This window comes from Paenibacillus macquariensis (assembly GCF_900156375.1).
GTDB lineage: Bacteria > Bacillota > Bacilli > Paenibacillales > Paenibacillaceae > Paenibacillus_AQ > Paenibacillus_AQ macquariensis.
Map to the genome: position 1 here is coordinate 311,461 of NZ_FTNK01000003.1, position 15,123 is coordinate 326,583.

A 15,123-nucleotide genomic window follows, 5' to 3' on the forward strand; every position below is an offset into this window, starting at 1 on the left:
CCAGTTAGTCAGACTATAGCATAGACTGGTAACATGGTGATATCTGATTTAACTATTTACTTTAGATTTAATTCTTCTCTTAAAGCCTTTTGAAGCACCTGTGAAAAGTTCAATCCTGCTATCTCAGCAGCTTCATTGAGATCATCGGGAATTGTGAGGTTTTTCTTCACATAATTGATCTTCTCAACTAAGGTTGTAGAGGCAATGATAGTCCGTTGGTTCTCTTCTAGCTTTAGAGCGTTCAATGGCGTTGCCGCTGGTATTATTTCTTTGTCCTCAATGCGGCTTAATATAGTGAGTTTTAAAACCTCGTTCGCACGTCGTACTGCTTCCTCAATGTTATCTGCTTGGGACAGGGCTTCTTCCAAATCAGGGAACGATATTTCAATATGCTTATCAGTGAAGTTTAATATGGCTGGATAAGAATAGTTTTTCTTCAATATGATCAGACCTTTCTCTTTTTGGAATAAATTCCATCGTTTTCAACAATTCTTTATATAAAAAAAGAAAGGGAAGGGCTAAAATTTCAGCCCAGTTTTCTTTTCAATATCCTTTAGGATATGTATTGCAACATCTTTGACCGGATGAGTTATAGTAACTTTTCCTTTAATGGTCGGGTGTTTGTATTGGAAGTGATCGCCTACGGTGTGTACTTTGTACCATCCGTTTTCTTTCAGTATCCGTAATACCTCTCTTGAAGAATAACTCTTCATTTGGTTCCCCTCACCTCCTAATAATATTATAACACGCATCAATGCGCATTGCAATAGAAAATGGATGGTTTTTCAAACTTGATTAGTGATTATGGGTAATGAGAAAGAACCGCCAAGGTATTCACCTCAGCGGTCATTTTTCACCGAAATTACTTCGCATATCTCCATTATCTTTATATTTGCTCACATCAAGTCCTAAGTGCTTTCTCATTAGAACAAATACCTCAGCTTTGATTAAACCCCATTGTAGATGCATCTTACCGTGATATCCCCTGCACAGATACTCTGCGTGAACACCGTTGGACATCTGGTGTTCATCATAAACCTTTATTCCACGATCCTTAAAACCCTTTCTAATCACCGCCAAATCTTTCGTAACTGAATCCATAGCCCGTTCTATTACCTCTAAATAGGGGTCAGGAGTCTTCAATATGTCAAAGTCTTTAATAATCTTATGATCCCTCTCGAATGTTGTTAAAATAAGAGGAAGTATGATGTAAAACTTTATAAGTTCTAGATCAGCATCAACAATCATTTTTGGCAGAGCCATTGTTATTCCTCCAAAGTTAAAATTGAGAACATACATTCGTAATTATATGCTGATTGATCTTAGTTTATCAAATGAATTATTTGGTTACCAATGAGAATGAACGAAAAGCCCCGAAAAATCCGAGGCTCTTACTTAAAGCAAAATAACTAGCGAATATGAAACACTGTTAATAATCATCCAATGGGGCAAAAATGGGGCAGACAATAAAAATATTTTGATAGTTTCTGACTACTTCTGATAGTTGTTAAATCTCTAATTTCTTTTAAAGCTTAAGTTTGAATGATGGTGATAGTATTTGAAATACACAAATATCAGCCTTCCAAGCTGATAGCGTGGGTTCGATTCCCATCACCCGCTTCATTGTTTTAAATGTAAAGCCCTTGGTCATCAAGGGCTTTTTTATTTGTCTTTTTTTAGATGAAGAAGATTTAAATGAGAACTTATGTTCGTTTTTGAGGCGTGCGAAAGATATTAATAATAAAAAGGATACACTTCTTCAGGAATGTGGTTTCGTTGTAAAAACTGCTGTACGCATTCGTTGGGATCTAGGGAATCAGATGCAGTTAACAGATGTACGGCAAATCGATTGGCTTGTCGCTCATATTTCCCTGCTTGAAAGAAAGAATGCTCATCGATGAAGAATCGATTAATCCCTTTGTGAAGGCGATCATGACCTAGTTCATGTGCACAGATAAAACGTTGCCATTCGGGTGATAGCTGATTATGTAAGATGATGAATCTGCGACGCAGGGTTCTATGATAAATGCCCCGCGTATGATTGCCTAGATCAGCATAACGAATGGAAATGTTTATGTTATGAGCAATAGCGAAAGGGTCATTGGTTTTGTGTTTACGAATAAGTTTGTTAACAAGTTCATCCATAGCATTCACCCTATCGTTAGTCTTTATTATTTTGTCGCTGTTCTTGACCCAATCTGCGTGCTTCTTTGTTCATATGTTTGGCCTCCCAGAACAATCCCGTGAGCACATCTTTAATTTTGCGTTTGTCTTCCTCATTCAGTGGTATCCCATCAAACATCAATTCTCCATCATCCTCAAGAATTTTCTTGAAGTCTCTTTTGTCCTTAGAGGTTGCCCATTCGGGTATTATGGTTTTGTCATCTGGTTGTTCTTCAATTAATAGAGAGAGATTAATATGAAGTGCGTTCGCTATTGATTTTAAAGTATCTACACTTGGATTATAACGATTTCGTTCGATATCTGCTAGATATGAGCGGGACAAGTTCGCTTGTTCTGCTAACTCAGCTTGTGTAAGTTTGTTTGATTTGCGTTGTTCTTTGATTCGATCCCCGATATTCACCTTGTCCACTCCCTCATCCTTTGTCGGTATTGCCGACATGTGTATATTATTATAACCCCTTAAAGACGGTCATACAATACTTAATAATGACGTAAATACACGTAATGATGAGGTTTGAGACGTGAATTAACGACAAATAGGACGTTTTCAATTCATAATGGGCAAATTTAACGGAATATGAACTTTTACAAATTGTCGTGATTACCTTACATTATTTATATGAGGTAAGTATTGGGATTTACTATTAGTTTATTGAATCAGAGCATTTATACCATATGGATTGAGGGGGCTACATCATGAACGTTGTATTATCCGCAGTCACTAAACATGATAAACAAGCTACGAAAGCACTTTTGAGAGATTATCCTAAGATGTGCCAGATGGTTATGGGTTTATCGCATAAACAAGATCTAACCATACAAGAGCAACAAGTGAATACATCCTATAAGCACTTGGTTGAACACGTACTTCTAGCACACTCTCTTATATTAGATGACGAAGTGAAACGTATCATCGAACACCGATACTTCAAGTCGCGTAGTTATGTACTTACATCTATACAATTTCGCAGCATCATGAGTGAGCGAACCGTAGACCGTAGGATCGAGAAGGGTGTAAGCATGATTACCGAAAGCTTGAAGCTCTGGGGAGTGATTTGACAACAGTGACGGTAAAGTGGCGGCAACGTGGCAGGGTTCTGGCGGGGGTTGCGCGATATAGTAGGTTCATAGAGAGGAACACACTCTCGGGTGTATCTGCTACCCCTTATCGTTGCAGAACTCGGCTGTGCTGTGGGTCAGTTCATTGACCTTAGACGTGAATCGTCAAGGGTGCGGTGCGGGGGAGCGGAGGTAAGACCACTCTATGATTTATTCATCAAAGAAAGGAGGTTCCTATGCTTGCACTGGAGGATATTCGTACCATTATTATTGCGGGGTTATCTGCACATGTCGGTCAGGAAGTTGTTGTAACGAATGGAACGGGTGACAACCCAGAAGGTGCATTGATCACCTGCGAATTCTCAGATGTGTTCCATAGTAGTCGGGGATTTCCAGTCGTCATGCAATTAGGAGATAAGCTTGTTAAGAGTGAGACGGTACATTTCACAATGACTTATCTATCTTTCGATGACGATGCGGTCGTCCGATTACAGAATGCTTGGACAGCTCGTGATTGGTTTAAGTCAAGGGGACATGCAGATCTGAAAGAAAAGGTTAATGTGGTGGTAGCAAAAGTAGGATCGGTAACGAATCGAGATATTCAGAACGGTACGGTATGGGAGCGTCGACATGGATTTGACGTAGAGTTCCGAACCCTAGATATCTTGGAGTCAGATTTGGAATGGATTGAACAAACAAAAATTCAGAGGAGTTGAGGAATGTGTCAGTAAGAAGTGATGTAACAGTAACGATTGATATTCAACGTCCGACACCTAAGCTTGGTTTTGGTAAACCAATGATTATTGGTGCAAGCGTAAGTGGGTTGGAGTATACAACGTATGCAGATTTAGAAGCGGTTAAGAAAGATTTTCCTGAGAATACCGAAGTGTACAAGGCGGCCTATGCGCTCTTGAATCAAGGAGATAACTCTCCCGCTGAAATTGCCATCATGCTTCATAAGACGGTTGGAGAAACACTAGAGGATTTGGTAGGTAAGGTATTTACGAAGGATTGGTATTTCCTTCTGTCTACATCTACAGCGATTGCGGACATTACAACCATTGCTGAAGCAGTGGAGCAGAATGGTACACGGATGTTTATTGCTCATAGTAGTGATAAAGCGAACCTTGCTACATTGAAGGCGAAGAAATTCACACGTACGGCCCTGTTCTATCATGAAGATGTATCTAATTATCCTGAGGCTGCATGGGTAGGTAGAGCAGCATCAACAGCTCCAGGGAGTCTGACGTGGAAAAACCTGACTTTGCGAGGCATTATACCTGTAGATATGGATACAACGGAATTACTGAGTATTCACGATCTTGGTGCAAATACCTATGTCACTAAAGCAGGTGATGACGTTACAAGTGAAGGGAAGACCGTTAGTGGGGAGTTTATCGATATTATGCATTCCCAAGACTATATCACGCAGAGCATTGAACTTGCTGTACAGAAGCTATTCAATCGACAAGATAAGGTTCGCTATGACAACACAGGGATTTCTCAGATTGAGGGCGAAGTGAAGACGGTTCTGAAGCGTGCGGATATGAATGGCATGATTGCTCGAGATGAGGATGGTTTACCACTCTATAGCACTACTTTCAAATCACGTTCTCAAGTCGATCCAGCGGATCGTGAGAAGCGGGAATACAATGACGGTTCATTCTCATTCGAATTGGCAGGAGCTATTCACAAAACTAAAATAAGCGGCGTAATTAAGCTGTAAGGAGAGATAGATATGGCAACAACTTATGATCCGATGGACCTGACGGTGACCATTGGTGGGATATATATTACTGGATTCTCAGAAGATATGGTGGAATTTGAGAAGGATGAAGATGCGCAGACGGCTAAGGTAGGGTCTCAGGGTGATGTAGTTATGACGAAAGTGAATAACCCATTAGGGACACTCACTTTGACATTATTTCCAACAAGTCCGCAGGTGGCATACCTAGACAAGTTAGCACGGACGGGTACTCTTGTGCCTATCTCCATTATTTTCAATGGTGAACCTAAAGAGACCATCACAGTTACGCAAGCGTTTGTTAAAAAGCCGGCAACACGTACCTATGGTAATGAAGCAGAAGACCGCCAGTATGAAATTCAATGTCTTGACCATGTGGTCGAGTAAATTAAAGGAGACGATCATTCATGTTTAAACAAAAAAATTATACATCCAAAGCTTTGGAGAAAGAATATATGTTCCAGCATCCGGGAGTGCGTACCGTATCCAAAATCAAGGATGCAGCGATGAACAAACACGGCGTCGTTCTGGAGGAACGTCTAGCCGAAGAAGTGCTAAAGCATGTCGTTGTTAATCCTAAATTGAAAATTGATGATTTCTCGAACTATAAAGAATACACCGAAGTCATCAATGCGGCCTATGCATTCATCTCCGGACAAGACGAGGATGGTGAATCGGATGACCATCAGCAAGGCGGAAGCTCGCAGGAAAGCTAAAGAAAATTGGTTCATGTGGCGGCTCATGTTATCTGACATGAAGATTTCGTACAGTGATCTGGATAAGATGGACAATGACGATCTTGCAGAAGCCAATGCAGCCTTGGATATTTATATGGAGCATCAAAAAAAGGAAATGAATAAGAAATGAGTGCCCAATTTGGGTGCTCTTTCTTTCATGTGAGGTGGTTTATTTGAGTGAAGGAATCATCGGTAATCGTACGTATGTGATAGACATCAAAGTTATTAATATTGGAATCGAAGCTGCTGAAAAAGAGACGATGAAGTTAACGGATCTAGTCAAAAAACTAAACGTTGTTGGTAATGCTATATCCATAGGAAAGAAAGCAATAGCCGCAGCGGATGAATATTCGAATGCGATGACGACGATTCAACAAGCAACTGGTGCTACAAACGAACAGATGAAGGCCACCGAGGTTGTTGCTAATAATTTGTACAAAGATAATTTTGGGAAGTCGTGGGAAGATCTAGGGAGTGCTATATCAACAACGATGCAGATCACGAAGCAGACCGGGATCGACTTACAGAATACAACAAAGAATGCTTTGTTATTAAAGGACGCTTTTGGTTATAGTGTCACAGAATCTGTTAAAACAGCAGATACGATGATGCAAACTTTCGGCGTTACTTCAGAACAATCCATGGGACTTTTAGCACAAGGAGCGCAAAGTGGACTGGATCGATCAGGCAAGCTTGTGGAGACGGCTAATCAATACTCTAAGCCGTTTCAGGAATTGGGATTCACTGCTAATGAAATGTTCGATACTTTAGCCGCTGGGTCGAATAATGGTGCACTTAGTCTAGATACGGTGGGTGCCGCTATTGGACAATTCAGTACTCTTTCTACGAATGGATCTGATGCAACGAGAAAGGCATTCGAATCTCTCGGTCTGAATGCAGATCAAATGATCAGTACTTTTACTGCTGGTGGGCCTAAGGCTAAGGAATCATTCTCAGGAATTATGCAGATGCTTTCAAAGATTGAAGATCCTGTGAAACGGAATTCAATAGGTGTGGCTCTGATGGGGGATCAATTCAAAAGCCTAGATGCACCTATTATTGCTGCGATGGGGACAGCTCGAAGTCAGTTTGATATGACGAAGGACACGATGGAGAAGATGAATAATACGAATTTTGATTCACCCGGAGAAGCACTCGAAACGATAGGGAGGCAGATTGAGACAGGGTTTCTTATCCCTCTGGGATTGCTACTTGTACCCCTGTTAGAATTTGCTTCTGAAGTTGTGGGATTCTTTATTGATCATCTTGATGTTCTGGTACCCGCTCTTGGCGCTGTCGCACTAGTGCTTATGGTGGCCATGGCTCCAGCTATGTGGGCTTCAGCGGTAGCTGGGTGGGCAATGATAGCTCCACTCCTTCCTATTATAGGATTAGCATTACTCATAGGTGCTGCAATGGCTGGTGTTATCCTGATTTTTAAAAATTGGGGAACTATTGGACCTTGGCTGTCTGCAATTTGGACGACATTTGTAGCGTTCACCATGTCCATATTCAGTTCGATTATTACTTTTTTTGTAACGTGGGGATTAGCAATATGGGGGGCGATCACAGGTTCAATTAGTTGGATTGTAACACTGGTATCTACCTATTGGAATCAGATCTGGTTGTCTACAACTGTAGTGTTTACGGCAATTTGGACAACAATAACAACAATTTGGACTACTATTGTCACCAGTGTGACGACGTTTGTAACTAATATCTTTAACACTATTTCCGGTATATGGGATCAAATTTCGACCATATCATCTAATTTATGGACTAATATTTCTGAAGGAATTGTTGGGATGTGGGAAGGGATAAAGGGAGGTTTTGTAACAGGAATCAATTGGATTATTGGGAAAATAAACAGCATGATTGAAAAAATCAATAGTGCGCTGAGTATTGATCTTCCGGATTGGTTGGGAGGACCTCTTAATATCAACATCCCTACAATTCCTACTATTCCTAAAGGGTCGGCTTCTACAGGTGCTATTACAGGAGGAGTTGGTGGTCCTGCTGTTGATGGTAGACATGCTCTAGGTTTAGCTAACGTCCCTTTTGATGGTTATATTGCTGAACTCCATAAGGGTGAAAGAGTCATGACTGCTGCGGAGAACAAAGCTTATTCATCCTCAGATCCAGCAAGAAACTTTCCTGCTAGAGTAGCATCAAGTAATGGTGGAGTATCCATTAATGTTACTGTCCCAGTCACCGTAGAAGGTGGCTCAGGTACGCTGCCAAGTGCACAGAATATGGGCGTTGTTGTTGCCCAAGAAGTTCAAAAAATATTGGAAAGTGTACTACGTCGTAACGGATTGGGGGCGATGGGATAATGGCATTACTCAACGGTCATTACATTCTAGTAGAAGATGAGAGCCCGAGTTATGAAGTAGAAATCACGGATCAACCCGTGGATAGGGATATCGATCTTAGCGACCATGTTCAGCGTAAAGCCAGGACACTTTCGATTAGCGGCGTTATTGTTGGTGATAATGCGGTCAGTATAAGGGCGATGATTGTGAAGGCTCAGGATCAAGGTGAGATAGTTCAGTTTTCGGGTCGAACCACTTTTAGAGGATTAATCTCAGGATTCTCTCCTAAGCATGATCATACAATAATGAATGGTTTCGCGTTTACTTTGAGCATGAAGGAAGTTCGGATTGCCGGTTCATCTTATGTTAAGGTTCCTCTTCCTGCACCCATTAAAGCACAAGTCGCCAAGGCTGCGAACGCTGGAGTTAAGCAACCTCTTAGCAAAAAGAATAGTACGACTAAGGGGAGTAATAGTAACTCGAATACGGTAAAGACGCCTTCGAAGAAGACGATAAAGCCAAAGGTGCCGAAATCCACACATAAGAGGGGAACTCAGTGGGAAATGCCGATGTAGGGGAGGGTGAGGATGTATGAATTATATTGATATTGAAAAGAATCTTATTCCATATCGGTTTGATGTTTCACTTGCAGACGAGGTGTTTTCCTTTGAAGTGAATTACAACGAGGATTATGATTTCTTTACAGTCGATTTAGAACGAGATGGGGAAATATTAATTGTAGGAGAGAAGCTGATCTATGCGATGTCCCTCTTTTATGACGTCATGGATCATCGTTTCCCTAAAGTCTCGATCATCCCATACGATGAATCTGAGAACAGTATAGATGTGACATGGGAAACACTCTCTGAGAGTGTTTTTTTATATGTCATTGAAAATGGGGAGGAAGAGGATGGTTAACTTTGGGCGAGTGACTGAAATGATTGTCGCCAATCGTAAATTCAGCATGGATGATTTTGCAATGGAAGCTACCATTCCTTTTGATAATGATAGTTTGCCCAATGAGAGTGAGATTAAGATTTGGAACTTATCGGATAAGACGCTGAACAACATCAAGTGTGATGCCCTGTTGCAAATGAATGGTGGTTATCGTGGAGACGTAGGTCTTATGCTTCAGGGCTACATCTCAAAGGTAGAGACACAATGGGATGGTGTGGATAAGGTGACATCTATCTTTGTGTTAGACAGTGAGGATAAGAATTACGCTAAGAAAGAAATGAACGAGACGGCATTTGCTAAGAATACATCGGCTAGCTATATCATCAAGCAATTGGCAGAAATTATTAAGCTACCAATAGCTCAAATGGAGTTGAATGTGGACTACCAGTATAAAGAGGGTTACACAGCCAAGGGGATTGTCATTGAGATCCTTGCTAAGGTGGCGAAAGATTGTGGCACATCGGCTTTTATTAACAAAGGAAAACTCTACGTGCGAAGTTTGCGTCGTGCAGGGGACAAAGTATTCCGATTATCCAAAGGGACGGGCTTAATTGGGAAGCCAGAACGATTTGAAGAGGGTGGATTCAAAGGATATAATCTCAAATCACAATTACAGCACCGTATTACAACCGCTTCGGTTATTGAGCTAGTTACTCCACAATTTGAAGGCCGCTTACATGTTCGGAGTGGTAAGCATCATATGAGTCGCACTGGGGACTTCACTACGGAAATGGAGGCGATCATGTGAAAAATGATCCTGCTTCAACATTGTCCCAAGTAATAGCTCAGATGATGGTTCATCAATTGAGTGCAGTTCATGTGGGCTTCCCATGTCGTGTCATTTCATTTGATGAAGTCACATGTAAGGCTGATGTGCAGCCGTTGGTCCGAACAGCAGAAAGTGAACCTGCGATGATTCAGAGTGTTCCAACACTTGGGCATAGATTCAAAGTGAATGAGATAGAACAGGTCTACAGACCATCTCTTAAATCAGGAGATACGGTATATGTTGTGTGTGCTGATCGGGAAATCAAGAATGCTCTGAATGGGCAGGTCGCATCCGTAGATACAGAAAGAAGACATGACGTGAATGACGCTGTTATTGTGGGGGTGTTTGCATGCAGTCTTTAAAGTTGAGTGAGACCGGAGATATTCTAATGAGTACCTCGGGTAATTTACTGATGGTGGAAGGTACAGAGGAGATCTCTCAGTGCTGTCACATTGGAATTGGAACGAATAAGGCCGAATGGTTTCTGAACCCGGACATGGGGATTACATTCTCTAAATTTCTGGGCAAACAGATAAATGAGGAAGAGATGCGTGAAGAACTAACACAGGGACTGATGCAGGAAGAACGAATTCAGTCTGTGGATTTAATCAACTTCACAGTCGAGAAGAACTCCAGGACGCTACTGGTAACGTTTGATGCTACAAGTACAGAGGGAGAACGGATACAAGCGAAAGAGGTGAGTATTGGTGCTGGATAGAACAGGGTTTAAGCGCAGACGGTTCGAGGACCTTTTTGCAGAAATGAATGATAAGGCTAAAGAGACATTTGGGGATAAAGTGAATACTTCCGAAAGATCACCGTTAGGCATTATTCTACGTATCTTTGCATGGTTTCTCTCAAAGTTATGGGTCACAGCAGAGGATGTATACAACAGTAGTTATATCAATAGTGCAGAAGGCAGTAGCTTGGATCGATTGGGACCTCATGTGGGCATCACTCGGGTCTTAGATCAATATGCTAGAGGTTCTGTTCAATTGATGGGAGCAGCGGGTCACACGTTGGTACAAGGATTTCGTGTCGCAACAGAAGCGAAAGTCTACTTCGATACAACGCAAGATATAACGCTTGATAGCAACGGCATAGCAACAGTTCCTATTGAAGCTGTAGAACCAGGTCAGGGTGGTAATGTATCTGTTGGTTCGATTATCGTCATTGTGAATCCAACCCCAGATGTTACGGGAGTGACCAATGCAGTACCAACCACAGGTGGACGAGAGAAAATGACAGACTCGGAATTTCGAGATTTATTTACTCAGTCGGTTGCGGGTGGAGGTGCGGCTTCGATTGACGCCCTAATTGGTGCTTTACTCAGAATTAGTACAGTTAGAGCAGCAACGGTTATTCAGAATTTCACTAATGAATTGGACACTGCGGGGCGTCCTCCTCATACCTATCAATGTTATGTGCTTGGTGGAGATGATGACGAGATTGCACAAGTTATATTTTCAACCGGAGCGGGTGGCATCGAGTCTTACGGAGATGTTATGAAGACGGTCTTAGATATTGGTGGGTATGGTCATGAGGTGAAATTCAGTCGAGCGCAAGAAGTGGTCTTACAGGTTGTTGTCACTCTTACGACCAATGAACAGTACCCCGCAGATGGGGATGAGCGGATCCGTTCAGCTATTGTTCGTTACATCGGTGGAGAAGATGGCGGTAGTTACTACAATGGACTATCGATGGGCGCACCTGCTGTATACAACAAGTTGGTCAGTGCAGTAGATCAGATTGAAGGTATAGAGGATTTTACGTTAAAAGTGGGTAAAAACGATGTTCTGGAAGAGGCTAACGTTACTTTAGAACGGTATCAAGTCGCGCAGATTAACGCCAAGGACATTGTGGTGAATCGTCATGTTTAGTGTGAAGGACATGATGTCGCGGTTCGCGGATGTGTTCAACAAGAACCCGAACAGTAATATCGGCAAATTAATCGGTATTCTGTACGGTCAGATGGATGAGTTAAATACTTCTCTTGAGAGGGTTCGTGAGTGGCGGGACATTGATAAAGCTCAAGGGTCGACATTGGATCGTATCGGGCAGAATGTTATTCAACCACGTGGTGCTGCGACAGATGAAGTGTACAGAGTGCTGTTAAAGTCTAAGATCGCTAGAAATCTATCGAAAACAGACATTAACACGATTATACGAGTACTTGCCTTGGCTTTGGATTGTGATTATAAAGATATTCAGATTCAAGAAAAGTTCAGTGATCTGCATGATCCGGAACCGGCATCTCTATCATTAATACGAATGCCCATGAAAAGACTGAATGAGGTGGGAATGTCACCATTGCAATTTGCGAAGATCATTCAGAAGACAGTAGCCGCTGGCGTTAATGTTGCTCAAATTGAATTGGCAGGTACATTTCGGTTGTCATCCATTTATGATGGATTACAACAGGATATCTTTGGATTATCTGATCCAGATATGACCGTTGGTGGCACGCTCGGAGAAGTATATGTACCAGGCAATGATTACGAATTACCGATATAGGAGGGGTTATCGTGGCATTTAATAAACAAGCACCAGAATGGGGAGCAATTGGAATTGAGCCTCCCGAGTCCAAAAGGAATATAGGATGGGAAGTAGAAGATCGCCCGCCTGCGGCGTGGCTGAACTGGTTCATGAATTTGACAGCTGAGTCACTTCAGGAGTTGCAAAGTAAGGCAGCAGAGAAGACATATGTGGAGGGGAAAATAGCTGAAGCGATTGCGGGGATTGACTTAGATATTCCTGATGCATCGTTAACGGTAAAAGGTATCACACAACTGAATAGTGCAGTAGATAGTACGTCAGAGACGCAGGCGGCTACGCCGAAGGCGGTTAAGAGTGTAAATGATACTGTTGCTGCGCATTTGGTGGAATATGAGCAGAACACCACATCCGCAGAACGCACAGCAACGATCAACGCCGGAACACAAGTTATACAAGGTGGAAAGGCTCCGGCGATTGCTTTTCCGAAGGTCGAAGGACGAACTCTGATTAACCTGATAGGAAATAGGGGAGGGTTTGAAAGAATTGATGGTTCCTTAGTGAGATATCTAGTTGATGTTAACTTGGATTCAGCTATTAAGAAATATGGAAATAACAGTCTTAAAATTACGATGATAAGTAGCGCAGGAATGGGTTCTACTGGTTTTCGACCAATAAAGTACTCGAAGGGAAAATTCTATATAATTTTAGCCGATGTCAAGAATGGCACTTTAAGTGGTACGCAGGGTATAGCCATTCAATCAGTTGATATTTCAGATATGGTAGCGCTAAATTTTGGGAACAACTCCAATACAACAACTTTCCAAACGGCGGCTACTAAGTTTACCACAGCAGTCGACCTTGCAGGCTCCGCTGAAGTTGTTGGATCCGGAAAGGTAGGTGAGTATTTCTTTGTTGATGGTATGCGTGTGTATGAGGTAACAGAAGCAGAATATAAGCTACTCGACGGAATGACTGGTGAGCAACTTGGGATGAAATACCCATACGTCGGAGCGGGGATCCACGGAGTAACGAATCCGACGTTCATAAGTGTACAGGGCAACTTGCTCCCAGCTTTTGGGGGTTGGCAAATAAGTATTGCAGGTAATTCTAAAATGGACATTATTTCCCCGTATACTGCAAAAGTAATATCATTTGGTGAATCCAATTATGCACAGGCGGGTATATCGATTCCAATAATTCCCGGAAAGTCTTATACATTAGGTGGAACTATCGACAAAGCCGCAGGAGTGCCGGATAGTCTGTTCATGTATTGGGCTGATAGTAACAGTGTACGTTTCTCAACAGAGACCCAAGGAATGCGTAAATTTAAAGGTACGCACGTAGCACCAGAAGGCGCATTTTATGCTCAGGTGTTCTTTACCGTAGATGCCAGAAAAGACAGCCAAACACTTACTAATCCTACACTTATGGAAGGAGACACACCCTTACCGTTCAAGCCTCAGAGCAGAACATCTCTAACCGCCTACACCAAACTATTTAGTAATCCTGATGGAAGCGTAAAAGACACCTTGGAGTATGTGAGTGGTAGGCCGCAGAAGACGCTGAGTTTTGGGAGTGTTGTATTAGATGCCTCTCTAGCATGGAGATACAACAACTCTGCTAAGGGTATCACACGAGTCGGAGCTCCTATCCCATATCCGGGTATACCATTCACAGAAGGAAAAACGTGGGCGACTGATTATAGTGGAGAACTGATGGTTACAGGAACAACTTATGATACCGTACCTAAAATCCCAAACACTATTACTATGTGGTCTACTGACAATCAGATAGATAAAATTCCACATGTATACTTGGATATCTCTAGTCGGGATAGTGGTTGGGGTGACTTATATATACCGACAGCCGATGAAATAAAAGCGTACTTCATGGGATGGGTTATGGTGCGTCAAGAAACTTGGAACACTACTCCGGAGCCTTATAGTATGGTCGGATCTAAGGGGTGGGTACGGCGCTATATAGGTGTAGGAACTCCAGCACCATTAGCCTCGCAAGTAGGCGAATTTGTTAATGGTTCGGGCGCAAGTGTTTTACCTACATCCAATAATCCCTATGCGTGGACTCCTTATAATCTATTATATCAACTAGCAAATCAGGTGGTTGAGAAGGTACAGACAAGCGGTGCAATCGTACTAGAGCCGGGGGATAACTACGTAATCGCGTCATCTACAAAAGTTCCTATGATACCGGGTGTCCTAACATATGCAGATTCTATGTACACGGTAATTGCCGATTTAGAGAAGGCTATCGAGCCATTTATAGATAGTCGATTAGCTAACACAGATCAGGTAAATGTATTTACGAAGTCTCAAATTATAACCAATGGGGGTAATAGTTTCGCCTTAAAAGCAGGCGCAGGGCAATTAACGGTGGAGGATCATGTTTACTTGTCAATGTATCCGAGATCAGCAGATCCAGACAAGCGCGGAATGTGGCTCGGTTTCGGCGGATCGGGTGACAAAAGGTTAACTCTCGCTAATGACATTGGAGACATAATGTTCGGGACGCAAGAAGGGGAAAAGATAACATTTAATGGGCATGAGATGTGGCATAACAGAAATAGCCCTGCCAGCATAGGGACTAGCGGATACCAAAAATTAGCAAATGGCCTTCTTATTCAGTGGGGTGTGATATTTGGTGTTCCAGCTAACACACTAACTAGGTCGATATATCCGATTGCATGGGCGACAGGGGTCAGTGTTATCACGGCCACAGTGGAAAGTCAAGACGTTGTATCCGTCTCGGTTTTTAATCCAATCATTAGCGATTTCCAAGTGAAACATAACGGTGGAAATGCTTTGAATGTTAGATGGATAGCAATTGGAACATAAGGGAGGAATGGAG

20 protein-coding genes are annotated in these 15,123 nt (G+C 42.2%); 15 read left to right on the forward strand and 5 right to left on the reverse strand.

The features are described 5' to 3' along the window. Positions 1–56: 56 nt before the first annotated feature. From BW961_RS07325 to BW961_RS07345, 5 genes are all read right to left on the reverse strand, one after another. Positions 57–440, reverse strand: coding sequence for a type II toxin-antitoxin system HicB family antitoxin (locus BW961_RS07325; protein WP_068582844.1), 384 nt, complete (start codon positions 438–440; stop codon positions 57–59). A 78-nt stretch (positions 441–518) separates the two neighbouring features. Then, positions 519–713 carry a type II toxin-antitoxin system HicA family toxin gene (locus BW961_RS07330; RefSeq protein ID WP_068582846.1) on the reverse strand — a complete coding sequence of 65 codons (195 nt, stop codon included), beginning with the start codon at positions 711–713 and terminating at the stop codon, positions 519–521. A 133-nt stretch (positions 714–846) separates the two neighbouring features. Further along, on the reverse strand, positions 847–1,263 hold the full coding sequence (locus tag BW961_RS07335; protein WP_068582849.1) for a YhjD family protein: 417 nt from the start codon (positions 1,261–1,263) through the stop codon (positions 847–849). 471 nt (positions 1,264–1,734) lie between these two features. Next, positions 1,735–2,145, reverse strand: coding sequence for an ImmA/IrrE family metallo-endopeptidase (locus BW961_RS07340; protein WP_068582852.1), 411 nt, complete (start codon positions 2,143–2,145; stop codon positions 1,735–1,737). A 16-nt stretch (positions 2,146–2,161) separates the two neighbouring features. Beyond that, the gene (locus tag BW961_RS07345) at positions 2,162–2,593 is read right to left on the reverse strand and encodes a helix-turn-helix domain-containing protein (protein WP_068583451.1); all 432 of its coding nucleotides are present in this window, start codon (positions 2,591–2,593) and stop codon (positions 2,162–2,164) included. A gap of 287 nt (positions 2,594–2,880) precedes the next feature. Here BW961_RS07345 and BW961_RS07350 point away from each other — a divergent pair, with 287 nt between their 5' ends. The 15 genes from BW961_RS07350 to BW961_RS07415 all read left to right on the forward strand — a co-directional run bounded on the left by BW961_RS07350 (position 2,881) and on the right by BW961_RS07415 (position 15,110). Continuing rightward, positions 2,881–3,243, forward strand: coding sequence for a hypothetical protein (locus BW961_RS07350; RefSeq protein ID WP_068582855.1), 363 nt, complete (start codon positions 2,881–2,883; stop codon positions 3,241–3,243). 236 nt (positions 3,244–3,479) lie between these two features. Beyond that, positions 3,480–3,959, forward strand: a complete 480-nt coding sequence (locus BW961_RS07355; RefSeq protein WP_068582859.1) for a phage neck terminator protein — start codon at positions 3,480–3,482, stop codon at positions 3,957–3,959. 5 nt (positions 3,960–3,964) lie between these two features. Further along, positions 3,965–4,969 carry a DUF3383 family protein gene (locus BW961_RS07360; RefSeq protein WP_068582863.1) on the forward strand — a complete coding sequence of 335 codons (1,005 nt, stop codon included), beginning with the start codon at positions 3,965–3,967 and terminating at the stop codon, positions 4,967–4,969. A 12-nt stretch (positions 4,970–4,981) separates the two neighbouring features. Beyond that, positions 4,982–5,374: a phage structural protein gene (locus tag BW961_RS07365; RefSeq protein WP_068527560.1), complete on the forward strand. Its 393-nt coding sequence runs from the start codon at positions 4,982–4,984 to the stop codon at positions 5,372–5,374. 20 nt (positions 5,375–5,394) lie between these two features. Then, positions 5,395–5,703 (forward strand): hypothetical protein, encoded by a 309-nt coding sequence (locus tag BW961_RS07370; protein ID WP_068582867.1) that lies wholly within the window; start codon positions 5,395–5,397, stop codon positions 5,701–5,703. Continuing rightward, a complete protein-coding gene (locus BW961_RS29810) occupies positions 5,666–5,854 on the forward strand; it encodes a hypothetical protein (protein ID WP_139331556.1) in 189 nt (62 codons plus the stop codon). Before BW961_RS07370 ends, BW961_RS29810 begins: the two co-directional genes overlap by 38 nt. Before the next feature lie 43 nt (positions 5,855–5,897). Then, positions 5,898–8,057 carry a phage tail tape measure protein gene (locus BW961_RS07375; RefSeq protein ID WP_068582870.1) on the forward strand — a complete coding sequence of 720 codons (2,160 nt, stop codon included), beginning with the start codon at positions 5,898–5,900 and terminating at the stop codon, positions 8,055–8,057. Continuing rightward, positions 8,057–8,611 carry a phage baseplate protein gene (locus BW961_RS07380; protein ID WP_068582873.1) on the forward strand — a complete coding sequence of 185 codons (555 nt, stop codon included), beginning with the start codon at positions 8,057–8,059 and terminating at the stop codon, positions 8,609–8,611. The genes BW961_RS07375 and BW961_RS07380 overlap by 1 nt, the downstream gene beginning before the upstream one ends. Positions 8,612–8,627: 16 nt before the next feature. Next, complete coding sequence (locus BW961_RS07385) at positions 8,628–8,954, forward strand: phage baseplate plug family protein (RefSeq protein WP_068582876.1); 327 nt, start codon at positions 8,628–8,630, stop codon at positions 8,952–8,954. Further along, positions 8,947–9,741, forward strand: a complete 795-nt coding sequence (locus tag BW961_RS07390) for a phage protein (RefSeq protein WP_068582879.1) — start codon at positions 8,947–8,949, stop codon at positions 9,739–9,741. Before BW961_RS07385 ends, BW961_RS07390 begins: the two co-directional genes overlap by 8 nt. Beyond that, entirely contained in the window at positions 9,738–10,124 is a 387-nt protein-coding gene (locus BW961_RS07395) for a Gp138 family membrane-puncturing spike protein (protein WP_068582882.1), read from the forward strand. Before BW961_RS07390 ends, BW961_RS07395 begins: the two co-directional genes overlap by 4 nt. Next, positions 10,112–10,480: a DUF2634 domain-containing protein gene (locus BW961_RS07400; protein WP_068582883.1), complete on the forward strand. Its 369-nt coding sequence runs from the start codon at positions 10,112–10,114 to the stop codon at positions 10,478–10,480. The genes BW961_RS07395 and BW961_RS07400 overlap by 13 nt, the downstream gene beginning before the upstream one ends. After that, positions 10,470–11,642 carry a baseplate J/gp47 family protein gene (locus tag BW961_RS07405; RefSeq protein ID WP_068582886.1) on the forward strand — a complete coding sequence of 391 codons (1,173 nt, stop codon included), beginning with the start codon at positions 10,470–10,472 and terminating at the stop codon, positions 11,640–11,642. Before BW961_RS07400 ends, BW961_RS07405 begins: the two co-directional genes overlap by 11 nt. Further along, a complete protein-coding gene (locus BW961_RS07410; RefSeq protein WP_068582889.1) occupies positions 11,635–12,276 on the forward strand; it encodes a hypothetical protein in 642 nt (213 codons plus the stop codon). The genes BW961_RS07405 and BW961_RS07410 overlap by 8 nt, the downstream gene beginning before the upstream one ends. An 11-nt stretch (positions 12,277–12,287) precedes the next feature. Beyond that, positions 12,288–15,110 carry a tail fiber protein gene (locus BW961_RS07415; protein ID WP_068582892.1) on the forward strand — a complete coding sequence of 941 codons (2,823 nt, stop codon included), beginning with the start codon at positions 12,288–12,290 and terminating at the stop codon, positions 15,108–15,110. The last annotated feature ends 13 nt before the right edge of the window (positions 15,111–15,123 follow it).